This is a genomic window from Kurthia huakuii LAM0618 (assembly GCF_000505545.1).
GTDB classification, from domain to species: Bacteria; Bacillota; Bacilli; order Bacillales_A; family Planococcaceae; genus Kurthia; species Kurthia huakuii.
Window position 1 is genome coordinate 101,095 of sequence record NZ_AYTB01000016.1, and the last position, 24,272, is coordinate 125,366.

A 24,272-nucleotide genomic window follows, 5' to 3' on the forward strand; every position below is an offset into this window, starting at 1 on the left:
TATCATAGCATAATTTTTTCAAAAACGATACAAAAAAAAGAACGCTACGCACAGCCGGCGCAGCGTTCTGATTTGTTAATTTAACACGTAGGCGATAATTAAACCAATCGATAATAAGAAGCCGAAAAATGTATTCGTCATCGCTGTTGATTTCATTGCTAAACCTTGCTTTTGCGGGATACCTTCACCTTCGCGGAAGTTTTTAATCGCCGCTACTGGTTTTGGAATACTCACGAGCACTACGAGTAACCACGGGCTTACTTCGCCGATTACGACAAGTGCGATAATCCATAAATACGATACGATAAAGCTAATTGCTAGCACCGTAATCCCTTTATCGCGACCTAATAAAATCGCCAATGTTTTACGACCGCCAAGCGTATCTTCTTTAATATCACGAATATTATTCGACATATTAATGGCCCCAACTAAAATGCCTAATGGTACTGATACTAAAAAGCTCGTCATGCTGACATCACCCGTTTGAATGAAGTAAGAAATCAAAATAAAGCCAATACCCATGCTCAGTCCAGCGAATAATTCGCCAAATGGTGTGTACGCAATCGGGAATGGTCCACCTGTGTATAAGTAACCAATCGCCATCCCAATTAAGCCAATTACAACAAGCCACCAGCTACTCTCCAGACAAATGTAAATACCGATTACCATTGCAATCGCATAAAGCACAAGTGCAAAAGTTAGTACTGTTGATGGTTTTGTACCGTGACGCACGAGCGCGCCACCAATCCCTACTGAATCCGCTGTATCTAAACCGCGTTTAAAGTCATAGTATTCATTAAATAAGTTTGTCGCGATTTGTAAGCATAAGCAGCATACAAGCATCGCAATAAATAAAAGCCAATCGATTTTCGTATCAAAAAGCGCTAGCGCCGTTCCTAAAATAACAGGAGAAAACGTCGCTGTTAACGTATGTGGACGCGTTAGCTGCCACATTAATTTCGCCGTACTAATATCTTCGATTGGTTGTTGCATTGGTTGCCCCATATCACAACTTCCTTTCAAATTTGTCTAACTCTATAATAGTAACGTATTTTTCATGCCTTGCCAAAGCTGTTATTTTCGTTCGCGCTATTTTTCTCGTATAATGAACATACCTTGCCCATTAAAGGAGGATTTCCCATGACATTAACCCCGATTGTTGTCGCAACTGCCGAAGATTTAGCGCGTGAATTTATGATTCGTACGCAAGTATTCGTCAACGAGCAAAATGTGCCGATCGATGAAGAGATCGATGCCTTTGACGTTGTTGGCGGCGAATGCACACATCTCTTAATTGAAAACGACACAGGTGAGGCTGTCGGCACCGGTCGCGTTCGCTTAATTGATAAATACGGTAAAATCCAGCGCGTGGCGGTACTGAAAAACTTCCGCCAGTACGGGATTGGCCGCGTCATCATTTTAGAGCTAGAAAAATTAGCCGCAGCACAAGGCGCAACTGCCGCAAAATTAGATGCGCAAGTTCATGCGATTGGCTTTTACGAAAAACTCGGTTACGACGTACAGTCCGAGGTCTTTTTAGATGCCGGCATCGAGCACGTTTTAATGGTGAAAAAATTATAGAAAAAGCGACCTCGCAACAGGTCGCTTTTTTTCTATATGTTCTCGACCACAACTCGCTGCGGTGCTGGTTTTAATAACGTGTAAATAATACCGCCAAAAATAAAGGCGATGCCAAGTAGCTGAATCCAGCTTGGACGGAAATCTAAAATGACAACGTCTAATAAAATCGCCACAAGCGGATCGACAAATACGAGCGCTGACGTCACGATGGCTGGTAGTTTGCGTAAGCTATTAAAAAATAAATAATACACAAAGCCCGTATGTATAAAACCCGTTCCTAAAATATAAAGCCAATTCGTCGTCGTTAATCCAGAAAATTCTGACATTGAAACGATTGGTGCTAGCATAACAATCCCGACCATCGTTTGTAAAAACGTCGTCGCATACGTGCTCAGCTGCTGAATATTTTTGCCGATAAACATCGTCATCGCATAGCACAATGCCGATAAAATCGCCCAGATGAAGCCCGAATTTAAAAAGTTATCGACAGATTTAAATTGTTCTAAACCGACAACGAATAAACTCCCTAAAAAGCAGACCGCTACAGCGCAGACTGATTGAATATTTATACGTTCTCCTAAAAATAACGTGCCCATAATCAACACAAAAATCGGCGCTAAATTGTAAATCGAAATCGCCGCTGAAATCGACATTGCCTCAAATGCTTTAAATAAAAACACCCAATTCAACACAAGAAAGACACCGCAAATCAGTGTACGTATGACCTCACGCTTTTGCCAAACTTCGCGCTTTGCATAACCTAACATGAGCCATAAACCGCCTAAAAATAGCGTCGCACAAATACAGCGAATAAAGACGAGCGCCTCTGCACTAACGCCTGTTTGCCGCGTGAAAAAGCCGATGGAACCAAAGATTGCCATCGACACAACCATTTGAAAAGCTGCATTTTTGTTCATTCCCCAAATCCTTTCCATTTATTGCATTAGTTCTATGATACCGTTCCGCGCAAAAAAAGACTATGCCTTTTCAGCATAGTCTTACTATTTATCGGTCATTATTTGAATAGATTATTGGCTTCACTTTTACCCGGCAACATTAAAATACCGATTGCGAAGATAATAATACCGGCGTAAAGAGTATACTCCACTGCCGTTGATTGAACGATACCTAATGGATGTGTTAATCCAATTAATACGAGCATCAAGCCCCCATAAAACATTAGTAGTCTCATATCTTCTTCACTCCCTCAACAAATTTTCTAGGAAATAGACCCACATTTCTATTTCTCCATAAATATTATATTCCCGATTATTTTCTTTTTAAACCAATGTGATATGGAACAGTAATGATTGCGACATCCTTTCTATATAACAGATACGTTCGTAAAAACACGCCCGTTTGATTATGCAATGCATACTGCCAACGTTTTTCCGGTAAAAATTGTGGAATGACAATCGACACTTGTGCATCTTTATATTTAGCAATTTTTTGGATGCGATCAATGACGCGTGTCATCGGCTGTAACATCGTACGGTACGGCGAATAAACCGCAACAATCCGCGTATTCGGCTGCCAATTGCGCCACTGTTCTTCAAATAGCTTGCACTCCTCTTTCTCAAAACAAACGTGGACTGCAATAATTTGCCCTGGATTCAATGATCTCGCATAATTTAGCGAATGCTCTACAACACTCGTCATACCTGCAACCGGCAAAATAAAAATATTGCCTTCTTTAATATCGATAACATGTTGTAATTTCATCGCTTCATTTACTTGTTCATAATGACGATGAATTTTGTAAAAAATAAACGTCATAATTGGTAAAAAGATAAGCACCGGCCACACATGTGAAAATTTTGTTAGAAAGAAAATCATCGCTACGGTACATGAAATAAGCGCGCCGACTAAATTTGTTACCATCTTCACAACAAAGCCTTTTGGACGCTCGCGCAGCCATTTCATAAACATCCCTGTTTGCGCTAGCGTAAATGGAATAAAGACACCAACTGCATACAATGGAATGAGGTTCGTCGTTTTCCCTTTAAAAATGATCAACAGTAAAATCGCGCCCAGTCCAAGCATTAAAATCCCGTTCGAATAACCAAGACGGTCACCACGCATTTGTAGCATACGCGGTAAATAACCATCTTTTGATAAGCTCACCGCTAACATCGGAAACACCGAAAAACCGGTATTCGCAGCAAGTACTAAAATCAATGCCGTCACCGCTTGGATAATATAATAAAACACGCCATGACCAACGATAGCTTCCGCTAATTGCGAGACGATTGTATTCGCTGACTGTGGCATTAAACCATAGGCATATGTTAAATAAACGATTCCAGAAAACATCATTGCTAATAATAAACCCATTAGCATCAACGTTTTTGTCGCATTTAGTGGCTCTGATTTACGGAAGTTTGGCACAGAATTTGAAATCGCCTCCACGCCTGTCAAAGCCGAACTACCTGATGCAAACGCCTTTAATAATAAAAAGAGCGAAATGCCAGCTACCGGCGTGCCAATCGGTGTGTGGACAACATGTGCTTGCCCGGTCACGACTTTAAATAAGCCGACAATCAGCATTAAAAACATCGCGCCGATAAATAAATATACCGGATACGCAAGCACCGTTGCTGACTCGGTAAGTCCGCGTAAATTCAAAATCATCAGCACAATAATAAACAAGATTGATAGCTCTAAATTATATGGGTGCAAGCTTGGAAACGCAGACGTAATCGCATCGGCCCCTGCTGAGACACTTACCGCTACCGTGAGCATATAATCAACGAGCAATGCCCCGCCCGCAACAAGCCCCGCATTCAGTCCTAAATTTTCCTTTGAGACAATATATGCGCCACCACCATGTGGATACGCGTGAATGACTTGTCGATACGATAAAATAAGCGCCGTTAGTAACAACACTACACCGATTGCAATCGGTAATGAGTACCACAACGTTGCCGCACCGACCGCCATTAAAACGATTAAAATTTGTTCCGGACCATAGGCCACTGATGACAGCGCATCAGACGACAAAATAGCGAGCGCTTTTGTTTTCGATAACCGCTTGTCACTTAACTCCGTCGATTTTAATGGTCTACCGATAAAAATCCGCTTCAATGACATAAGCATATTCAACACCTTCTCTAATTAGAATGTGTCCCTAAGCGCTTGATTGAACGAAAAAAGGCAACGCCAAATAAAAGGAGTCGCCATCTCCTTATAACGCTTACGAGGTTAGCTGTCGGATTCAGGCCATAAGAGTTAGCCTTACCACAATGTGGATTCACCCCTAGAAGTACATACTTCATAACGATTGGTTCCCCCGCGTTTTCACTTCAGCGATTTAGAAACGTAAAATAGTTGATGTTATTTTACGCCCACCTTTTTTCATTGTAAATCTATCGAAAGTCCTTATCATTTCCAGGTTTATTTAGACTATATAAACGGGAAGAGTGTTACAAATCCATTATAAGGAGGGCGCATATCATGTTAGAAACATTAGCAATTACGTATGAAAATTTACAGCTGCATACAGAGGAACTTGTGAAAAAAATTCATCAAACCCATTGTCCAAAAACGCAATCATCACTGTATAACGAATTTCAAATTGTTGATCGTCAACTTCAAATGATTGAGCATCAGCTATGCATCCTTACTAATGAGCCGTCCGCGCTAGTTTAGACGTTTACATGAGTGTATAAATCATCGCGCGTCATAACCGTATAACTAATCAATACCCCAACAGCCGCCGTCATACCCGTCCTATTGTCGAAAACAGCTGTGTTGCACCTGTTGGCTTTAAATTTCGAACGTCAAATGAATCAGCACGCGGCGTTCTGTTGCTTCATTCATTTTCCGCTTTTATAAGATGGCCGCTCAGACATGTACATACGAAAAGTCCAAGCTGTTATCAGAAATCGCTCATGAGCTCGAAAAGCGGGTTTCGGATACAACATAAATTCAAATATGCGACATACCTATGTGATTACACCTAGCTATTTAGTAACCATTTGCACAAACTTTTGATTATCAACAATAATTAATAAATGACTGGCGATAGTTACTAAAAGCTAGTACGTCGTAGCGTTCAAAACCGGACAAAAAATGCCCGTTAGAGCCGCGATTCAAGTCGTTTTCGCTCGTTCATCGGGCTTTTCAACACAGCGCTGCAACGAGATCACTAATGTTATGGCGCAAGTTGTCGTTTTTTAAATAAATGTCACGCACGAATTTTCGCCGCGAAATTCCGTGCAAAAAATGCCCCTCAGAGCTTCAAAATCAACCGCTTTTGTCCCATTTTGGGCAAAAGAGGGCAAAACTACTTCATTAAAAATAGTAATGATATGATTTTTTAGTAGCAAATAAAAATTTTCATTGACACAATATGCACGATGATTATGAAAAGTCGATTTTTCCGCCTGTCAATAGTCCTTATTTGTCACTTATTCTCAACTATGTTGTATCCAAAACACGCTTCTTGGGCTTTTAGCAATTTTCCGAAAAAAAATCTGGGACGATCCTATTGATCGCCCCAGACGTTATGTTCAACTGCTATTCACTCAACATAAGTTGTTTTTTTCGTAGTTCCGCGCGTCTCCAAGCAAATTGATAAAGTGCTGTAGCTGCTGGGAAGAAAATCGCGACAATCATCACGAAGCCTGTAACATCTTGCCAGAACTCGGTCACTTGCCACGCTACGTAGCCTGCCGATGCAATTTTTAAAACAAGCGCTAGCCCAACAAGAAGTGCTAATAGCGCACTCCCGATAAATACTAAATCTTTCACTGTCAGCATCCTAAATTCCGTATGATATTCTCGTACAATCACACATACCAAAACGACGACGAACAACAGAAATAATAGATTTATCACTCATTGCACCTCCATTTGCTGTTATCTATAGTGTACAACAAGGTTGTTAAGCTACCGTAAAAATCATTTTAAGTTAGCGTACGGATGTCGCAATTTCAAGTAATGTTTTGGCAGTTGCTACTTTATCAATTGTCATCACGCTCGTACCTTTTTGTAAACTTAAGAAATGTCCGTCACCAACCGCATTCAATTGAATATAGCCATAGCGATCTGGCGCCGGCAACATATGCGTTTCTAAATAATTTACCGTATCTTTTGCCATCGCGACACCAACTGCATTTTGATCGGTATAAGTGTGCGTTGCTAATGCCCAGCGTCCCTCATTCCAGCCTGTATATAGCTGACCTGCGCCAGCATTTTGATAACCGGTAATACCATGCGTTAACGCGACTTCTTGACCGCCGTATTTACTGTAATCCAAGTAGTTTACATGAGACAATGCTTCTGCTTTTGTTGCATATCGTTCCATTTGAATGCGTGCAACGACTTTTTTAGAAACGGTCGCCAATTTTTTCGCATTCACTGGTACTTTGTTAGACGTTTCATAAAAAACTACTTTATAATAATTTTTTGAAACGCTCGTTTTTGCTGTTAAGTGTTTGCCACTTGTTACAGGAATTTTATGCGGTAATGTAACAGGTAGCGATGTGTTTAACGCATCCTCTACTTGAGCCATGACCTGCTCTGTTTCCGTTGCTGCCTGCACAGAAATTTGTGACGTAGGCAACACAGCTACTGTCCCAATTCCTACTACCCCTGTCGCTGTAACAAATGCTAATCGTTGAATCCATTTTTTCATTTTCGTTGCACCTCTTTCCTATCGAGCTATAATTTAAAAATTCCCTTTCCTAGGATAAATAAAACGTAATTTACCAAAAACAAGAAAAAAGCCACCCTATTTTTTCAAAGCAGGATGACTTAACCAAATTTTTTCCAATTATTCGATATAGGTTTTTAAAATCGACCAGCTCTTCACTTTTTCATGAAAACTTTGAATATTTTTCCCTGGAATCGGACTAGTTGATGGCATTTTGTAATAATGGCGTCCTTTTAGCAGCTCAAAACCGATAAACTTTTTAAATACTTGCTCGGCCTTCCCACCATTAAAAAGAATGCATTCAATATGTGGATAGCGATGTAATAACTCACTAAAATCATTTGGTATTTCGTTGCGGATTGCTGAATCAAGACTTCCTTGACGCTCACAACACTTAATGGTGTCCCACATGCCGATATGATGACTTTGTAGCCAAGCTAGACGTGCTGTATAATTTTCCGGTACGTGCTCTTCTAATAATTCAGACATAATTGGCCAAAAATGATTACGTGGATTGCCATAATACTGCTGTTTTTCAAGTGATTGCTTTCCGGGCATCGAGCCGACAATTAATACGCGTGTGTTGGCATTAATGACTGGCCCTAAGACATTTTCAATCATGCTGTTCACCTCTAGCTTCATTATATACAGGCTGTTATTAAAAATCATCTCGCTTGCGTGACAGAGAACGTCACTTGTTTATTTACATGCCTAAGTTTTTTTCAAAGGTACGTAAGCTACGTTCGCCGTCGTCCAGACGGCAACGCTTACGTCGGGGACCCACGTTTTTTCTATCCAGCCTCTTGCGCTTGCTTTTCGGGTCGTTTCGTCCCCTCCTGCGTGACAGAGAACGTCACTTGTCAGGAACTATAAACGCCCTTCAAAGCAGAGCGAGCGCATTCGGCTTTTAATCAAAAAAAATAGGACCGGCTCGTTTTTGTTGTTACGAGTCAGTCCTATCTACTATTTGCGGTATCGTCCATTGTTATATCGCCACCAATTGTTGAATTTTGTAATGCATTACGATGACTTCACCTTTTGCCCCCATCGTGCGGACACCTTCATCGATAAAGCCACATTTATGATATAAGCCTTGCGCCGCTTTGTTGTAAATATTTACAACGAGCACAATCTCATTTTTGTTTAAAAAGTTTTGTGAGACAAATTCCGGTAACATGTTCATCACACGTTTCGCATAGCCTTTGCCTTGATGATGGAAGTCCGTTGATACGGCGCGCAGTAAAATCGCATTCGCATTTTCTGAATAAAGCTTGCGTCCTTGGTCTCCATCTAACATTAAGAAGTTTACGATTGCCCCGTTGTCGATTGCAACGATTGGGTAGCGATACGGATCATCTTTCGCCATTTCCATCGCCTCATACGGTGACGTTGTAAAGCGTAATTGCTCCTCTGTTAACGTGTAGTTTGCAAGCATTTCTCCGTGCTCGTTTTCATTGTAAAAAAATAGTTCCATTTCTTAACCCCTTTCAGGCTGTAGTAAATAATTTTAACGACTTAAATCGTTTTTTTCAACAGAAAATTATTGTCTATTTTGTGTTACCATTTCGCTGTAAATTCACTTTTTCAAACTAAAAATAGTTGTTTTTTTCTAATAAATAATGTAGCCATTTTACACCCTGTATCACAAAGTAAAATTGTAAAACAATCACAGAGAAAAAGCGAGATTTTTTTAAAAAAAGCCATAAAAAAACTACGCAAAAGGCGCAGCTTCTTTCTTACTTATAAATATTTTGCGTTTACAACTTTATCTGCTTTACCAAGTTCCGTCACCATTGTGTTATAAGCTTCAACTGCTGTTTCATACAACTCTTTTGATTCCTTTACATCTACTTCTGCAGGTTGTTTTACACGTAGCGGCGCATAAGGAGCATCAAATGTTAAAATATGTTGTTGGAAAGCTTGTACATGTTCATTTTCATCAACTTCAGGATCCATATGTGTGTACACATCAAATGAGTGGAAATTAGCAAAGAAGCGCGTGTAATCGTCCGATGCTTTATCCATTTTACGATTTGAAAAGTTCCATAAACCATTCATTGATTTTAATACGTTTAGACCTTGCGTTACAACCATCTCAACTGCTTGTGGATTGGCCATTGTAACCGCCTCCTATATAAAATTCGTTCCTTTATATTGTAGCATAATTGGCCGGTTCTATATGCACAAGTGTCACCGCAAATGGATTGTACTCGCGAATGACACCTTCAATAACCTCAGTAATATGGTGACTTTGTACAACGTCCATTTTTGGTTCAACCGTAATCGTGACATCTAAAAACATCATATTGCCAGACATACGCCCTTTCATATCTTTTACCTCAATGACGCCACCAACATCTTTAATTAAGCCCTCAATCTCCGCAAGTTCATGCTCATCAAAACCATCTGTTAATGTATGCACCGCTTCGACGAAAATATCATACGCTGTTTTAATAATTAATAAGCCGACAAGTACTGCTGTAATCGAGTCAATGATTGGAAAACCAAAAATCGCGGCGAAAATACCGATAGCCGTTCCAAAGCTAACAAAGGCATCGGAACGATTATCATACGCTGCTGCCTTTACAGCCGAACTTTTAATGCGTCGTGCTAAGCGAATATTATATACATAAACGATGTACATAACGATGCCACAAACAATCGCAACAATCGCTGTCATCATTGATGGTGCCTCGTGATGGCCGCTAAAGAAACTTTTTATCGCATTGAACACAACTTGTAGTCCGACGACGGCCATAATGAATGAAGCAAGTAAGGACGAAACTGTTTCCGCACGTAAATGCCCGTAGTGATGGTCCTCATCTGGTGGGCGCTGAGAAATACGCAGGCCCACAAGCACTGCAACCGACGCGACAATATCGGTCGTATTATTAAGACCGTCCGCCTTTAGTGCCTCAGAGCCTCCAACAAAGCCAACCGTTAATTTCAAGGCACTTAAACAGAGATACGTGAAAATACTAACCCAAGCGCCTTTTTCCCCTTCACGTAAATTTTTATAGACGTCCAAAAAGTTTCCCTCCCTCAAGAATTCCAGAAACGACAAAAACGACGCAACACACAAAAAGTGCGTTACGTCGTTTTTTTATTCCGTTCGTTATTAAGCCAATTTATTATAACAAAGTCTGACTTTTAATAAAAGGAAAGTTTAGTGCTTTGCTTGGAAATCTTTCATGAATGTTGCAAGTGCTTGGCACGTTTCAACTGGTACAGCATTGTAAGCAGATGCACGGCAGCCACCTACTGAACGGTGACCATTTAAGCCTACGAAACCTGCTTCTTTTGCTTCTGCTAAGAATTGTTTTTCTAATTCTTCATCAGCTACGCGGAATGTAATGTTCATTAGAGAACGGCTACCTTCTACTGCGTGACCTGTGTAGAAGCCATTGCTTGCGTCGATTACGTTATAGATTAATGCTGCTTTTTCTTCGTTGCGTTTTGCTACTGCTTCTACGCCACCTTGTGCTTCAACCCATTTTAATACTTCACCTAACATGTAAATACCGAATGTTGGTGGTGTGTTGTAAAGTGAGTTTTTATCAGCATGTGTTTTATAGCTTAACATTGTTGGAATATTTTCCGCTGCTGTTTCTAAGAAGTCTTTACGGATAATAACAACAGTTACGCCTGAAGGACCTAAGTTCTTTTGAGCACCTGCATAGATCATCGCAAATTTAGAAACATCTACGGGTTTAGATAAAATATCACTCGACATATCGGCTACAAGTGGCACGTCACCTGTATCAGGGAAATCTGCCCATTCTGTACCAAAGATTGTGTTGTTTGAAGTGATATGCACATATGCATCATCCGCATTGTAGTTTAACTCATCAAATGCCGGAATGTTTTTGTAGTTGTTTTCTTTTGTGCTTGCCGCGATTGCAGTAGTACCTAAAAGTTTTGCTTCTTTTAATGCTTTTTCTGACCATGAACCAGTTTGTACGTAGCTAGCTGTTTGACCTTCTTTTAGGAAGTTCATTGGAAGCATTGTAAATTGTAAGCTTGCGCCGCCTTGTAGGAATAACACTTCATAGTTTTCAGGAATGTTATAAAGTTTTTTAAGACGTGCGATTGCTTCAGTGTGAACTTCATCATACTCTTTACTACGGTGGCTCATTTCCATTACGGACATGCCAGCACCTTTAAAGTCTACTAATTCTTCTTGTGCTTTTTGTAAAACCTCTAGTGGTAGTGCTGATGGACCTGCATTAAAGTTATAAGCGCGTTTAACTGTTGTCAATGTAATACACTCCTCGTGGAATATTGTTGAATCCTATTTTACGCTATTTTCTGTTTTTTATGAAGGTTTTGACGAATATTCGTCTAAAAATGTCATAATTTTTTAAGAAAAGACACCAAAACAAGAATATTCATGTAAAAAAAGAGCTTGAATCATTGGAAAACACGATTAATGGAAGCATTTTCATTTTTGTTCATTCGGAAATAGGCATAAAACTGTCCTCCACAAAAAAACAAAAGACCTATTAGCGATATTTCTACAAATCAAAGCCATCATATAAAAAAGGGAGCTGCGCCATAAACGCAATTCCCTTTTTTCTTAATGGATAATAAGTACTTGGCATGGTGCAGCTTGTGCAATTTTCGAGCTGACACTACCTAATAGCATGCCTTTAATGCCGCGTAAACCTCGGCTACCGATCACGATAACCGATTGATTTGTTTTCTCTGCATATTCAATCATTTGGTCTGCAGGATTCCCGGCTAATGATACGAGTTCAATTTCGCATTCAGGATGTTTCGTTACAACGGTCTCTTTCGCTTTTTCTAAGCGTGCCTCACTATCTTTTACTAAACCTTCGTTTACTGTTTTCACATAATCACGTGTTACATCATATGGATAGGCTGGTGCGATGGGATTTTGGTGTACATTGACGATCGTTACAATCCCATTATTTAGACTTGCTAGCTCTGCAGCCGCTTCTAAAATTTTATCGTTTAAATCTGATTCATCAATTGCTACAAGAATTTTTTCAAACATTGAACTCATCCTTTCGGCATATTATTTATCTATATAATATGACATAATCACACAAAAATTAACCCCAAATTAAACTTTATTGGAAAAAACATGCTGAAACACCTTACATTGTTCACAAATCGCCGTCGTTATTTTTTTCATATGCTAAACTATCACCCGGCTGACAATCAAGTGCCTCGCAAATCGCTTCGAGTGTTGAAAATTTCACCGCTGTTGCTTGTCCGATTTCTGGAATTAAAAACATACAGAACAAAATCATTGGTAAACTTAATACGATAACAGCCGTCTTTAAAAACAATGTTGATACGTCCTTCATAACCACATCTCACTTTTTTATTTTCCCATTGATAATAACATCGGTTTTTATCGTTTTACAAAAAAATATATTGCAAAGGAGCATATCTTTTATGAATAATTGGAAAACAAATGCACAAAATCAACCTTTTGTCGCCTCGTATAGCGGCGGGAAAGATAGCACATTAGCGCTTTATAAAGCGATGCAGCAAGGTACGGCAATCGGCCTGATTGTCATGTTAGAAGAGGAAGGTCAGCGCTCGCGCAGTCACGGTATGCCACCGGAGTTGATTCAAGCACAAGCGGCGGCTCTCAACATTCCTGTCTATACCGCAGCGACGAGCTGGGAGGCCTATGAGCGCGTCTTTATCAACGTGCTCACACAAGCGAAGGCAAACGGTGCAAACGTGCTTGTAACCGGAGATTTAGACGTTCCAGAGCATGGTTGCTGGCATGATGCTATTACGAAGAAAGTTGGACTAAAACTTAGTATGCCGCTATGGGAAATGGATCATGTCGAGGTTGTACGCGAATTTGTCACTGCCGGCTTTAAAACGCTTGTCGTCACCGTCAATTTGTCGCTCGGTATGCGCGCGGATGACTTAGGTCGTGAGCTCACACATGATTATATTGATGAGCTTATTGCACGCGGGATTGACCCATGTGGTGAAGGCGGCGAATTCCATACGACCGTTGTTGCGGGGCCTATTTTTGACAACGAAATCAATGTCAAATACGGTGCGATTATCCATGACGGAGATTACGCCTTTTTACCACTTGAATTAGCCTAATGAAAAAAGAGAGCCGCAACAGCGACCCTCTTTTTTATTTACGCCAAAATGACGTGCAATCTGCTTTATCTTCAATATTGAAGTCGATGATTTCCTGTAGTAGCTCATAGTGAACAGGCTTTTCAAATGGCATCCGAATTAACTTTTTACCATGCGTGTAGCCAAGTTCTTTAATACGCACTGAAAATTGTTCATCAATATAGCCTTCTGGCGCTACCGAAATATGCGCTTTCGATACGCTAAAGCCAATAATAAACGTCCCGTGGTCAGTAAACATCGGCTGATTCCATTTAAACTCTGGCTTCAGTTGTGGATAGTTGTCATGTACCCACGTTAGCACTTCGACCATGCGCTATCGGCTCAATGTCGTGGATAAAATCTTCAAATACTTCCATTATTAAAAGCTCCCTCCATAACGAACATTCGTTCCTTTATTCTACTGTAATTCCTGCCGCGCGTAAAGGCTCTAACACTTCCGGCTCAGCCATTGACAAATAATCGACCGTCATCAAATTTGGTAACTGTTCAAACCCTTCAACAGATGTCACATCGAACAAGTCATCCTCGCCGTCCCAATCTGGTTGAATAATATGATAAATTTCATTGCCACCATCAAAGCACAAATAATCGACTTTCAATAAATCTTTCTTTGATAACTCAAGATTTTGTAAGTACGTCATAATTTGTGGAATCGGCTTCATGTCCTCGTACCATTCATATTGCGTCGTAAATTGTTCCTTTAGTGCCGCTAGTTCCTGCTCAAATGCTGGCTCCTTATCAAGCAACGCCTCAATCACAATCAACTTAAAATTAAAATCTTTAAACATCGAATCACTCCCTTTATTCTTATACCCGTTCAACAAAAAAAGAGTTGCCAAGAGACAACTCTTTTTCATTATAATACGTAATAGCCGCCGCCATCACGTGAAATAATATAGTCTGGTTGCGGTGGTTTTCCGCCATGCTCAGCAATTTGCTTCTTATGTCCGGCAATATGCTCTGGACTCTTTTCCCAAGCTTTCCATGCTTCCTCAGATTCCCAGCGAATTAGCACGATGACTTCTTCTTCACCGCGGCGCGTTTTTTTCACTAAAATCTCGCGGCCAATAAAGCCTTCTCGTTGTTCAAGTAATGATTTCTTGCCATCTTTCGGTTGAAAGCGTTCTAACACGTTCTCTTTAAAACCTTCTTTTACAACGATACGACGCATTTGTACAAACATACTTGTGCCTCCCTTTGATTAAAAAAAGAGCCCGTCTCGTTTGAGACAGGCTCCGTATTATAGCGAATGAATTATTTTAATTCGTCTAACACTTCATCCATTTTTTCAACTTCCGTTGTAGCACCGTTACTTGAGAAGTACCAGTTTGTACCGTCTAAGTAAACGATTGTGCCGTTTTTGTAAGCTTGTGTTTTCTTGATGATGTCATTTTCAACATCTTTCTTAAGTGCATCTACAGCCATATCATTACGATCGATAACGAATAATACTTCTGGGTCTGCTTTTAAGATGGCTTCGTAAGAGAAGCTTGAACCGTGAGCTGATGTATCAATACCTTCAACTGCTGGTTTGAATCCAAATGCATCATATACATATTTGAAGCGAGAATCGTCGCCATTATCGAAACCTGAAATTTGTTTATCAGAGTACATCGTCACTAAAGCGTTGTCGTATTTAGCAGCTTTGTCTTGGATTGCTTTTGTTTTTTCATCTAGCGTTGCTTTTAATTCTTTTGCTTTATCTTCTTTGTCAAAGATTTTAGCCGCTAAATCGATTGAATCTTCAACGCCACCGATGTAGTCTGCGCTATCAGAACCGATGAATACAACGTTTGGAGTGATTTCTTTTAATTCTTCATAGTATGGAGCTTGACGACCAGAGATAAAGATCACATCTGGTTCAGCCGCAGCAACTGCTTCAAGATCTAGTTCTTTTAAGTTACCAACGTCTGTAAGGTCATCACTTGGTTTGTATTTTTCTTTTAGTTGTTCAGGCATGTTTCCTTGTCCACCGCCGTAAGGAATACCTACAATGCCTTCAACACCTAATGCATCAAGTGTATCTAAGAAACCGTAGTCCATTGAAATAATGCGTTTTGGTTGTTCCTTTAACTCAACGTCAGCGAATGTGATTTTGTCGCCCTCTTCCGTTTCACGTTCAGAAGATAAAGATTTTACGGTCATTGGGAATGCAGCATTCGATTCAGCTGCAGCTCCCTTGTCAGTTGAAGTTTGTTCTGTTTTTTCTCCAGAAGATTTATCTCCTGATTCGTCAGTGCCACAAGCACCTAACATTAAAGTTAAAGCTGCCGTTGCAGTTAAAAAACGCCATTTTTTCATTTTAAAATTCTCCTCCTGAGTTGTATCCCTCTTGCACATGAGAGTGATTATCAATTGCAATTAACTAAACCCATTCTAGCTGATATGGATTTAGCTTGTCAACCGTATTTTACAACTTTACTGCGATTGGAAATAAACGCAGATTTTACAACCATCTTGTTCCTGTACTGGAATGTTCATATCGTAAACTTCTCGGAGTGATTCCGTATTGATGATTTCACTCGTCGGTCCATCCTTCACAAGACGGCCATTTTTCAGCGCCACAATGCGGTCTGAGTATACTGACGCGAAGTTAATATCATGCAATACGATGACGACTGTTTTTCCTAAGTCATCTACGAGCTTGCGTAAAATTTTCATAATTTGCACAGAGTGTTTCATGTCTAAGTTATTTAATGGCTCATCTAGCAAAATATATTCGGTATCTTGCGCAATGACCATCGAAATAAAGGCACGCTGCTTTTGCCCACCCGATAATTCATCTAAAAATTTATGTTGAATATCAACGAGGTTCATATATTCAAGCGCTTCATCTATTTTTTCATTATCCTCAGGAGTTAGACGACCATGTGAATACGGGTAGCGACCAAACGACACAAGCTCACGAATCGTTAGGCGCACATTAATAAAGTTTGATTGACGTAAAATCGCCACGCGTTTCGCAAAATCTTTTGACTTCAATTTTTTCACATCTGTCTTATCTAATAAAACTTCTCCTGTATCTGAATCTAACAGGCGACTGACCATTGACAGTAGCGTCGATTTCCCAGCACCATTCGGGCCGATAAATGACGTGATTTTTCCCGTTTCAATCGTCACAGACACATCTTCTACAACAGGCTTTTTGCCAAAGAATTTCGTGATTCCTTTAATTTCAATCATCCTGCTACCCCTTTACTTTGTTTTAATAATAAATAGATAAAGTAAATACCACCGACAAAGTTAATGATGACACTAATCGTCGTATTTAAATTGAATACGTGCAGTACAAGGAACTGCCCACCAACGAGCGCGATAATACTAATAAGACTCGCGCCGAGTATGAGTATGGAGTGCCTGTACGTCACTAAAAATTGATACGCTAAGTTCGAAACAATTAAGCCTAAAAACGTAATCGGACCGACTAACGCTGTCGATGTCGCAATTAAAATCGATGCTAAAATCAGCACGCGCAGTACTAATTTGTCGTAATTCACGCCGAGATTTATCGCATTGTCGCGCCCTAAATTCATGACATCTAAGTCACGCATTAAAAAGGCGCCATAAATAAAGCAGGCGATTAAAATAACGGCTGAAATCCCAACAAGCTCAGATTTCACATTTGTAAAACTCGCAAATAATTTATTTTGTAAACTTAAATATTCGACCGGATCAATCATGACTTGTAAAAAACTCACTAAACTACCGAGCAACGTCCCAATAATCATCCCTGCTAGAAGCAGCAAGAAAATCGGATATTTATCTGCGCGGAATAGGAAGCGATAAAGTAGCAACGCAAACAGTACCATCGCCACAATCGATGTCCCAAAGTTTAAGTAGCGGTCTACTACAAACACTGAAGCAGAACCTAAGAAGAAATAAATAACCGTTTGTACGACTTCATACATCGAATCAACACCAATCATTGATGGTGTCAAAATGCGGTTACGTGTCACTGTTTGGAACATGACAGTCGCATACGCAATCGCAATGGCCGTAATAATCATCGCCGCGACACGGTACACCCGCTTTGGAAAGGCATAACTAAAATTGCCTTGAATATTGTAAAATAGGAACCCAGCAATCGATAAAATTGCTAAGGCGACTAAGCATAAAATCTTAATCGTATTCGTTTTTTTAATACTATTTTGCATATGCTTTCCCCCTAAACAACATCACTAAGAAGATCGCACTACCGATGACTGCCACCGTTGTATTTACTGGAATCTCATACGGCGCTACGATAATACGACTTAAAATGTCGCAAGCTAGAAGGAAAACGACGCCAAGTGCGACCGTATGCGGAATCGTTTTTCGTAAATTATCGCCTAAGTATAACGACACAATATTTGGTACGATTAATCCTAAGAAAGGAATCACACCGACCGTTAAAATAACCGTTGTTGAAATAATCGCAATGAGCACTAGCCCAATGTTCAACACTGTTTTATAGCTTAAACCGAGGTTTTTCGCAAACTCTTCGCCCATCCCTGCGACCATAAATTTATTCGCAAAAATGTACGCGATAATAATCGCTGGTACGGCAACATATAGTAGTTCGTAACGTCCTGAAACGACTAGCGTAAAGCTGCCGATAAAGAACGTACTAACATTTTGTAAAATATCCGCTTCGTAACCAAGGAATGTCGTAATCGATGAAATAATATTCCCGAACATAATCCCAATCAGTGGCACGAAAATGACATCTTTAAATTTAATGCGGTCTAATAAACGCATAAAAATGAACGTACCAATTAATGCAAACGCAAAGCCAAACATAATTTTTTGCATATACGTTACATTTGTGAAGAAAATCATTGATAGAACAATACCTAATTTTGCTGCATCTAACGTACCTGCTGTCGTAGGTGATACAAATTTATTGCGGCTTAATGACTGCATAATTAAACCCGCAATACTCATACCAGCGCCGGCTAAGATGATGGCCATCAAACGTGGCACACGACTAGCAAGGAAAATTTGTACTTCATCCGATTGCCAATCAAGTAAATCTTTCGGCTTGATATCAATAGCGCCTATAAACAGCGAGGTAAACGATAAGATAATTGCAGCTACAACTAACATCCATAATCTCATTCTGTTACCCTCGTTTTTATAATTTTTTCCGTAAATGATAATGAAAATGATTATCATTAGACTCATCGTTCATTATATACTCTTTTTCGATGTCAGTTCAACTGCTGTTACTAATTGAGAATAGAGAAAATTGAAACAGCCCAACTAATTTTCGTCATAGCTAACTAATTTTGAAACATTTCATAGGTTTTACTTTTGCTATACGTGCGCTAAAAAAATTTTGACTACAAATTAATTTAGAATCGTTTTAACTTTCATTTCATGAAAATGATGATAACTATTCGCGCTTTTACACATATAGCTTTTATATATAGAAGAAACAATGCTTGCATAACAAAAACAGGGACCACTTAAACGTGATCCCTGCTTCCTAAAATTCCTCGTATTCATATGTGTAGCGCTTTACGTCGCCATCTGTTAATTTGAAAAATGTTTCGTGTGCTACCTCTTGGCTTAATGTCACTTCTTTTTCAAGATTTTGATACAGCCCTCGAATGATGCGACTCGTCACACCGTGCGCCACGACAATCAATTTCTCCTTATCCTTGACGCTCTCCATCCATTCCTCGATGCGCCCTTTCACGTCCTCATAGCGCTCGCCATCTAACGAATTAAAATACCAATTGTAGTGGTTTGTACCTTCTAATAAGCGTGGCCACTGCGCTTTAATATCTTCAATGTAAAGGCCCGCCCAATTGCCAACCGACACTTCCGCTAGGCGCACATCTGTTTTCACTTTATTGACATCATACGCTAATGCCTCGCATAAAAGCTTCGTGCTATCCATTGCTCGACCGAGGGGACTCGAAATAATTTCCCAGTTATGAAGATCGTCGCCAAGCTCAATTTTCAGCATCCGCGCCACATGGTAAATCTGATCTTTGCCCTCTGCTGTAAGTGGCGAATCCGATTGACCTTGGAACTTCCCTTCAACATTGAACTCTGTTTCACCGTGACGAATTAAATACATTTCCTGTGTCATAAAAACCATCCCCTGTCTAAACATCTCGTTGTCTATTAATTCACTTAAATCGGGATTTTTAAACCGATTTTCACATTATATTTTACTTAATTCATCTAAAAAAGCCGTTCTTTTGTCGTACTGACGCGCGAGTTTTTGCGTAAACGTCTGCAGCTGTCAATAACGCCTCTAAATTCTCCGATAATATCGGGATAAAATTCCCCATTATAGAGTTAAGTAGTTAAATGATTAGCTGGGAATATCCCAGCTTTTTTCTTTTCTTTCATACGGTAAGATTCACCTTTAATATTAAATGTTACTGAATGATGTAATAGGCGATCTAGGATCGCTGTAGCTAAAATATCATCTCCAAAAACGTGGCCCCATTCAATGTAAGACTTGTTAGAGGTTAGAATCATTGAACCTTTTTCATAACGTTTTGAAACAATCTGAAAAAAGGTATTAGCTGCTAGCTCGTCAAATGGGAAATAACCAATTTCGTCAATAATTAAAACATCTGGCTTGCTTAATCTTTTAATCAAATAATGCAGTGTATTTCTGCTATCAGAGATTTTACACTGGGCCATAAAATCATCTGCTGTTATAAAACGTACGGAATATCCTTTTGTTAATGCTTCAACTCCGAAGCCGATGGCTAGATGCGTTTTACCGACACCAGGAGGTCCTAATAATATGCAGTTTTCTCCATTCCCGATATATCGACATGTTAAGATCTCTTTAACACGTTGTTCACTAATACTAGGTTGTAATGAAAAATCAAAATCAGCTAAGTTTTTCACATAAGGAAACTTTGCTTGAGAAACTCGTTTGGCTAGTAATTGTGATTCTTTGTACGTCCACTCAGCTTCTATCACCTGATTTAAGAATTCGAAATATGATATATTATTAGATGAAGCACTTTCAACGAAACCATCTAATTGATGGGCTGTATTTTCCAAACCAAGCGCCTTTAGGCGCTCTTCAAGAAGCGTTTTCATACTTGATCACCTTCTTCGAATAAGGCATATATAGCTAATGAACGTTGTTCTACATCTGGTGCTTGTGAAAGAGTAGAATCTACAGATTTTGGGGTCGCCAAACCATTTGAATCTGTTGTTTTCTGCTCTTTTTTTGTTCCAGGTAATCCCGCATAATGCGATGTTTGTTGAACCATTTGATGTTTCTTTTTACTTAAAGAGTGTGTGGCGATACATTCGATTCCATCATAAATTTGCAGCTTTTCATCTTCTATTCGTAGTTTTACAGTTTGACCTACATAGCGATAAGGAACTGAATATTGATTTCCTTCAAATGAAATTAAACAATCTTTACTAACTTCGCGTTGTTGCCAGCTACTCAAAGAATATAGTGGTTTATGATTCCAAGGTTTTAAAAAAGCTTGTTCCTGAATAAATCTTTCATGTGGCGTTTGTTGTGTTGTCTGATTTTTCTTTGTGTGAACAATATCATTCAGCCATTTATGCAATGATTCATTTAATGCAGTCAGATCGTTAGGTAATTTTCGTGTTAAGAAATTATTTCTTAAGTAATCAATTGCTCGCTCGACTTTTCCTTTTGTTTGGGCTCGATAAGGCTTACAAGCCTTTGCAGTGACATCGTAATAATTTAAAAAGTCTTCGAATCGTTTATTGAAACGTATTTGCTGAATACTATGTGTTTAGTGCAAAATAAAAAGGAAGCATTATGCAAATGAAAAATCCTGCAATGATGCTTCCTTTTTAGCGCAAAAAAATATCATTGTATGCACCCTTCAATTCTACTAACCTTCTAATTGGCAGAAAAGTTGATTAGGAGGAATGAAAGGATGCTTACAATGACGCAAATTCATCATATCAAATTTTTGTATGAGGATAAAGGTTATTCCTTACGGAAAATAGCTGAAGAAACCGGACATGATTTTAAAACTGTTCAAAAATATGTGAACCAACAGGATTTTAATGTTACGCCAGAAAAACGTAAAGTAATCCCTAAAAAGATTGACCGATACAAAGATGAAATAATGGCATGGTTAGTAGCTGACTTAGAAATGCCTAGAAAGCAGAGACATACTGGAAAAAGGGTCTACGACCGTTTACAAGAAAAGTACGGGGATGATCTTGATATTAGTCTTCGCTCTATTCAAAGTTTTGTATCGGAAGTTAAAAAAGATTTACAGTTGAAAAAAGAAGTGGCAGCAATTCCATTAACACATATGCCTGGACAGGCACAAGCTGATTTTGGAGAAGCTATTTTCGAAGAAAATGGTGAACGCTTCACAGGATTTTATTTTAACCTCTCATTTCCATATAGTAACGGTGGCTATACACAAATTTTTAAAGGTCAAAATCAAGAATGTTTATTACAAGCAATGCGCCAAATATTTGAACATATTGGTCGTGTACCTACGGTTATTTTATTCGATAATTTATCCGCAGCAGTTAAAAAGATAAGGAAAGATGGTGGCCGAGATTTAGTAGAGCAATTCACAAGATTTGCGGCACATTATGGCTTTCAAAGCAACTTCTGTAATCCTGGGAAAGGGAATGAAAAAGGAAACGTAGAAGGAAAAGTTGGTTATCATCGTCGGAATTTATTTGTGCCTATGCCTGTATTTAAGAGCTTAGAGGATTATAATAAAACGTTATTCGAATTATGTAAGAAAGATCAACAGCGCCCGCATTACAAACGTAAAATTGATATTTCACAACTGATGATAGAAGATAAAAAAGCCATGAAGCCGTTGGCTGAAAAAGCATTTGAGGTGAAACGTTTCAAACAATTGAAAGCGAATGGTTACGGTAAAATTCAAATTGAAACAAATCAGTACTCTACATCACCTAATTTTGCCTATGAAAAAGTGTGGGTAAAAATAACACACAATACGATTTCTATCTTAAATGAAGAATACGAAGAAATTATCCAACATCCAAGACTTTATGGAACAAATTTAGAGTCTATGAAATGGACACCTTATTTGAATCTAATCGCAAAGAAACCACAATCATTAAAACAAACATTGTTTTATCAGGAACTACCAGACCCATGGAAAGATTTCATTAATGAACAAAAAAAGCCACGTCCAGCAATAGAATTATTAGCTGATTTTATGAATCAAGAAGATAACCTAGTACAAGCAACAGAAGCATTAACAGCGACATTACAATTAGGATTAAAAGATTTAGATAGCATTCGTTTAACGTGGAATAGATTACGTCAACCTCAACAGAATATCGCAGATATTCACGTTCCAGCAGCCTTTATTCAAAAAGAACATAAACCTGATTTAACGATGTATGACCAGTTATTGAATGGCGGTGTGAGATGATGAAAGAGCAAATCGTAAAGTATTGTCGGGAATTGCGTTTGGGAAGTCGAATGAGCGAAGAATATCAACAAATTGAAGCAGAAACACATGAAGAGTTTTTACTGAAGCTCTTAGCAATAGAAGTTGGACACCGCGAAGTCGCACGGACAAATCGATTAATTAAAAATGCGAATTTCGATATCATTAAGACATACGAAAATTATGATTTTACCCGAGTTTCATTACCGGCCAGTATCAATCTTACTACAATTCAAACAGGTAGTTTTATTGAAGCAAAACAAAATTTGATTCTTTATGGACCATCTGGCGTAGGAAAGACTCATTTAGCAACCGCCATAGGCGTGGAACAATGTCATCAAGGGAAAATAGTGAAGTTTTATCGCACTGCCGCTTTAGTAAACGAACTTATTGAAGCAAAGCAGGAAGGACGGCTCGCTAAGTTCTTAAAAACAATTGAGAAAGCAGATTTATTAATTTGTGACGAGTGGGGATTTTTGCCTCTTAGTCAAGAAGGTGCGCAATTATTATTTCAAGTTGTATCAGCGTGTTATGAGCGTAAGAGTCTGATTTTAACAACCAATCTGGAATTCAGTAAATGGTCGACCATCTTCTATGATGAAAAATTAACCGCTGCATTAATTGATCGATTAGTTCATCATAGTCACCTTATTGCATTTCAGGGTCCAAGTTATAGATATCAACATTCTAGTATAAATCTCTAAACTAAATAACCGAAGGGTGCTGGAATTTTAGTTTGCATTTTGAAGGAATTTTATCTTGCATAATACATACTATGCTTTGTAACGACTGTGCGCATATTATCGTAAAGAATTTGTTGCGGAACACCATTAAAATAACTGAAGGCGTTTAGATGACATTTAATAAGCGTGTCTTGTTTCATATCTGTCGTAAATTCGATATAACGCTTTCGAGAATAACTGAGAATCATAATAAATGCGTAAAGCTGAATTTCTTCTCCATCAATGATGCATGTTCCTGCGTTTTCAGCCCAGTCAACTTGTGCTTGTTCTCCTGGCTTTGTTTCATATCGCACAGTTGCTTGCTTCTTAGGTGCTGCCCGATAGGGCTGGACAAACTCTCTTAGTATTGTACTTTTACCTTCATATCCTAGCTTTTGTATTTCCTCTAATAGTACTGCGCAGTTAGTAGTACCTTCTTTAATTCTTGCTAATATATAAGATTTATAAGGATCTAGTTTGCTACCACGGCTTTTTCGCTTTGTAGCTTGTGGTAACTTTTCTTGATTTAAATATTTTCGAATCGTTTTTCTATCATAACCTGTTTCTTCTGCGATGGCCGTTAAGGTCCATCCTTTCTGTTTCAGTTCTTTAATCATAAAAATATCCTCCAATACTACCGTCATCTCCACACTTCCAATCTATATTGTCTAATATAGATTATCCGTTATTAGTGGGGAATTTTTAAACGGTATTATCGAGGATTTTAACAGCGATTATGACAGCAGCACTTCTTTTGGAACATATTTTTTA

The 24,272-nt window shown here is 39.0% G+C and carries 28 protein-coding genes, 1 pseudogene and 1 riboswitch; of the genes and pseudogenes, 5 read left to right on the plus strand and 24 right to left on the minus strand.

Translation table 11 applies throughout. The features are described 5' to 3' along the window. Nucleotides 1-75: 75 nt before the first annotated feature. The gene (locus V514_RS0113915) at nucleotides 76-1,005 is read right to left on the minus strand and encodes a 1,4-dihydroxy-2-naphthoate polyprenyltransferase (protein WP_035944898.1); all 930 of its coding nucleotides are present in this window, start codon (nucleotides 1,003-1,005) and stop codon (nucleotides 76-78) included. 135 nt (nucleotides 1,006-1,140) lie between these two features. Between V514_RS0113915 and V514_RS0113920 the strand changes: the two genes are divergently transcribed. Next, nucleotides 1,141-1,581 (plus strand): GNAT family N-acetyltransferase, encoded by a 441-nt coding sequence (locus V514_RS0113920; RefSeq protein ID WP_029500523.1) that lies wholly within the window; start codon nucleotides 1,141-1,143, stop codon nucleotides 1,579-1,581. Between the two features lie 32 nt (nucleotides 1,582-1,613). Here the strand turns inward: V514_RS0113920 and V514_RS0113925 are convergent, their stop codons facing one another. The 3 genes from V514_RS0113925 to V514_RS0113935 form a co-directional block, all read right to left on the minus strand. Next, nucleotides 1,614-2,498 carry a DMT family transporter gene (locus tag V514_RS0113925; protein ID WP_029500524.1) on the minus strand — a complete coding sequence of 295 codons (885 nt, stop codon included), beginning with the start codon at nucleotides 2,496-2,498 and terminating at the stop codon, nucleotides 1,614-1,616. A 98-nt stretch (nucleotides 2,499-2,596) separates the two neighbouring features. Continuing rightward, the gene (locus tag V514_RS20445; protein ID WP_161630208.1) at nucleotides 2,597-2,773 is read right to left on the minus strand and encodes a hypothetical protein; all 177 of its coding nucleotides are present in this window, start codon (nucleotides 2,771-2,773) and stop codon (nucleotides 2,597-2,599) included. 77 nt (nucleotides 2,774-2,850) lie between these two features. Continuing rightward, a complete protein-coding gene (locus V514_RS0113935; protein ID WP_029500525.1) occupies nucleotides 2,851-4,677 on the minus strand; it encodes an APC family permease in 1,827 nt (608 codons plus the stop codon). Nucleotides 4,678-4,756: 79 nt separating this feature from the next. After that, nucleotides 4,757-4,899, minus strand: a riboswitch (cyclic di-AMP (ydaO/yuaA leader). A 135-nt stretch (nucleotides 4,900-5,034) separates the two neighbouring features. On the opposite strand from V514_RS0113935, the gene V514_RS0113940 reads away from it, so the two are divergent. Next, the gene (locus V514_RS0113940; protein ID WP_029500526.1) at nucleotides 5,035-5,229 is read left to right on the plus strand and encodes a hypothetical protein; all 195 of its coding nucleotides are present in this window, start codon (nucleotides 5,035-5,037) and stop codon (nucleotides 5,227-5,229) included. Nucleotides 5,230-6,099: 870 nt separating this feature from the next. Here V514_RS0113940 and V514_RS0113945 read toward each other — a convergent pair. From V514_RS0113945 to V514_RS0113985, 9 genes are all read right to left on the minus strand, one after another. Then, nucleotides 6,100-6,333 carry a hypothetical protein gene (locus tag V514_RS0113945; RefSeq protein ID WP_029500527.1) on the minus strand — a complete coding sequence of 78 codons (234 nt, stop codon included), beginning with the start codon at nucleotides 6,331-6,333 and terminating at the stop codon, nucleotides 6,100-6,102. A 160-nt stretch (nucleotides 6,334-6,493) separates the two neighbouring features. After that, nucleotides 6,494-7,219, minus strand: coding sequence for a hypothetical protein (locus V514_RS19820; protein WP_029500528.1), 726 nt, complete (start codon nucleotides 7,217-7,219; stop codon nucleotides 6,494-6,496). Nucleotides 7,220-7,357: 138 nt separating this feature from the next. Next, a complete protein-coding gene (locus tag V514_RS0113955; RefSeq protein WP_029500529.1) occupies nucleotides 7,358-7,858 on the minus strand; it encodes a DNA-deoxyinosine glycosylase in 501 nt (166 codons plus the stop codon). A gap of 364 nt (nucleotides 7,859-8,222) precedes the next feature. Next, nucleotides 8,223-8,711, minus strand: coding sequence for a GNAT family N-acetyltransferase (locus tag V514_RS0113960; protein WP_029500530.1), 489 nt, complete (start codon nucleotides 8,709-8,711; stop codon nucleotides 8,223-8,225). Between the two features lie 266 nt (nucleotides 8,712-8,977). Then, a complete protein-coding gene (locus V514_RS0113965) occupies nucleotides 8,978-9,355 on the minus strand; it encodes a hypothetical protein (protein ID WP_029500531.1) in 378 nt (125 codons plus the stop codon). A gap of 31 nt (nucleotides 9,356-9,386) precedes the next feature. Continuing rightward, a complete protein-coding gene (locus V514_RS0113970; RefSeq protein ID WP_029500532.1) occupies nucleotides 9,387-10,265 on the minus strand; it encodes a cation diffusion facilitator family transporter in 879 nt (292 codons plus the stop codon). A 138-nt stretch (nucleotides 10,266-10,403) separates the two neighbouring features. After that, nucleotides 10,404-11,501 (minus strand): 3-phosphoserine/phosphohydroxythreonine transaminase, encoded by a 1,098-nt coding sequence (gene serC, locus V514_RS0113975; RefSeq protein WP_035944903.1) that lies wholly within the window; start codon nucleotides 11,499-11,501, stop codon nucleotides 10,404-10,406. Between the two features lie 312 nt (nucleotides 11,502-11,813). Then, on the minus strand, nucleotides 11,814-12,254 hold the full coding sequence (locus V514_RS0113980) for a universal stress protein (RefSeq protein WP_029500534.1): 441 nt from the start codon (nucleotides 12,252-12,254) through the stop codon (nucleotides 11,814-11,816). 112 nt (nucleotides 12,255-12,366) lie between these two features. Continuing rightward, complete coding sequence (locus tag V514_RS0113985) at nucleotides 12,367-12,513, minus strand: helix-turn-helix domain-containing protein (RefSeq protein WP_235073451.1); 147 nt, start codon at nucleotides 12,511-12,513, stop codon at nucleotides 12,367-12,369. A gap of 148 nt (nucleotides 12,514-12,661) precedes the next feature. Here V514_RS0113985 and V514_RS0113990 point away from each other — a divergent pair, with 148 nt between their 5' ends. After that, a complete protein-coding gene (locus tag V514_RS0113990) occupies nucleotides 12,662-13,339 on the plus strand; it encodes a Dph6-related ATP pyrophosphatase (RefSeq protein WP_200864034.1) in 678 nt (225 codons plus the stop codon). A 34-nt stretch (nucleotides 13,340-13,373) separates the two neighbouring features. Here the strand turns inward: V514_RS0113990 and V514_RS19300 are convergent, their stop codons facing one another. The 10 genes from V514_RS19300 to V514_RS19305 form a co-directional block, all read right to left on the minus strand. Further along, nucleotides 13,374-13,688, minus strand: a complete 315-nt coding sequence (locus V514_RS19300) for an iron chaperone (protein ID WP_051392480.1) — start codon at nucleotides 13,686-13,688, stop codon at nucleotides 13,374-13,376. An 82-nt stretch (nucleotides 13,689-13,770) separates the two neighbouring features. Further along, nucleotides 13,771-14,166, minus strand: coding sequence for a DUF6892 domain-containing protein (locus tag V514_RS0114000; RefSeq protein WP_029500537.1), 396 nt, complete (start codon nucleotides 14,164-14,166; stop codon nucleotides 13,771-13,773). A gap of 68 nt (nucleotides 14,167-14,234) precedes the next feature. Next, on the minus strand, nucleotides 14,235-14,561 hold the full coding sequence (locus V514_RS0114005) for an antibiotic biosynthesis monooxygenase family protein (protein ID WP_029500538.1): 327 nt from the start codon (nucleotides 14,559-14,561) through the stop codon (nucleotides 14,235-14,237). Between the two features lie 71 nt (nucleotides 14,562-14,632). Further along, nucleotides 14,633-15,679: a siderophore ABC transporter substrate-binding protein gene (locus V514_RS0114010; RefSeq protein ID WP_029500539.1), complete on the minus strand. Its 1,047-nt coding sequence runs from the start codon at nucleotides 15,677-15,679 to the stop codon at nucleotides 14,633-14,635. A 117-nt stretch (nucleotides 15,680-15,796) separates the two neighbouring features. Then, on the minus strand, nucleotides 15,797-16,561 hold the full coding sequence (locus tag V514_RS0114015) for an iron ABC transporter ATP-binding protein (protein ID WP_029500540.1): 765 nt from the start codon (nucleotides 16,559-16,561) through the stop codon (nucleotides 15,797-15,799). Continuing rightward, complete coding sequence (locus V514_RS0114020) at nucleotides 16,558-17,532, minus strand: iron chelate uptake ABC transporter family permease subunit (protein WP_029500541.1); 975 nt, start codon at nucleotides 17,530-17,532, stop codon at nucleotides 16,558-16,560. Before V514_RS0114020 ends, V514_RS0114015 begins: the two co-directional genes overlap by 4 nt. After that, nucleotides 17,522-18,475, minus strand: a complete 954-nt coding sequence (locus tag V514_RS0114025; protein WP_029500542.1) for an ABC transporter permease — start codon at nucleotides 18,473-18,475, stop codon at nucleotides 17,522-17,524. The genes V514_RS0114020 and V514_RS0114025 overlap by 11 nt, the downstream gene beginning before the upstream one ends. Nucleotides 18,476-18,845: 370 nt before the next feature. After that, on the minus strand, nucleotides 18,846-19,457 hold the full coding sequence (locus V514_RS0114030; RefSeq protein WP_029500543.1) for a histidine phosphatase family protein: 612 nt from the start codon (nucleotides 19,455-19,457) through the stop codon (nucleotides 18,846-18,848). Nucleotides 19,458-19,669: 212 nt separating this feature from the next. Further along, nucleotides 19,670-20,434 carry an IS21-like element helper ATPase IstB gene (istB, locus tag V514_RS0114035; RefSeq protein WP_029497886.1) on the minus strand — a complete coding sequence of 255 codons (765 nt, stop codon included), beginning with the start codon at nucleotides 20,432-20,434 and terminating at the stop codon, nucleotides 19,670-19,672. Then, entirely contained in the window at nucleotides 20,431-20,922 is a 492-nt protein-coding gene (locus V514_RS19305) for a Mu transposase domain-containing protein (protein ID WP_029500544.1), read from the minus strand. The genes istB (V514_RS0114035) and V514_RS19305 overlap by 4 nt, the downstream gene beginning before the upstream one ends. 339 nt (nucleotides 20,923-21,261) lie before the next feature. Here V514_RS19305 and istA (V514_RS0114045) point away from each other — a divergent pair, with 339 nt between their 5' ends. Beyond that, entirely contained in the window at nucleotides 21,262-22,761 is a 1,500-nt protein-coding gene (gene istA / locus V514_RS0114045; RefSeq protein ID WP_029500545.1) for an IS21 family transposase, read from the plus strand. Then, nucleotides 22,761-23,483 carry an IS21-like element helper ATPase IstB gene (gene istB / locus V514_RS0114050; protein ID WP_029497895.1) on the plus strand — a complete coding sequence of 241 codons (723 nt, stop codon included), beginning with the start codon at nucleotides 22,761-22,763 and terminating at the stop codon, nucleotides 23,481-23,483. The genes istA (V514_RS0114045) and istB (V514_RS0114050) overlap by 1 nt, the downstream gene beginning before the upstream one ends. A 68-nt stretch (nucleotides 23,484-23,551) precedes the next feature. Here the strand turns inward: istB (V514_RS0114050) and istA (V514_RS0114055) are convergent. Next, nucleotides 23,552-24,145: pseudogene (gene istA, locus V514_RS0114055) on the minus strand (IS21 family transposase); the annotation flags it as partial. Between the last annotated feature and the right edge of the window lie 127 nt (nucleotides 24,146-24,272).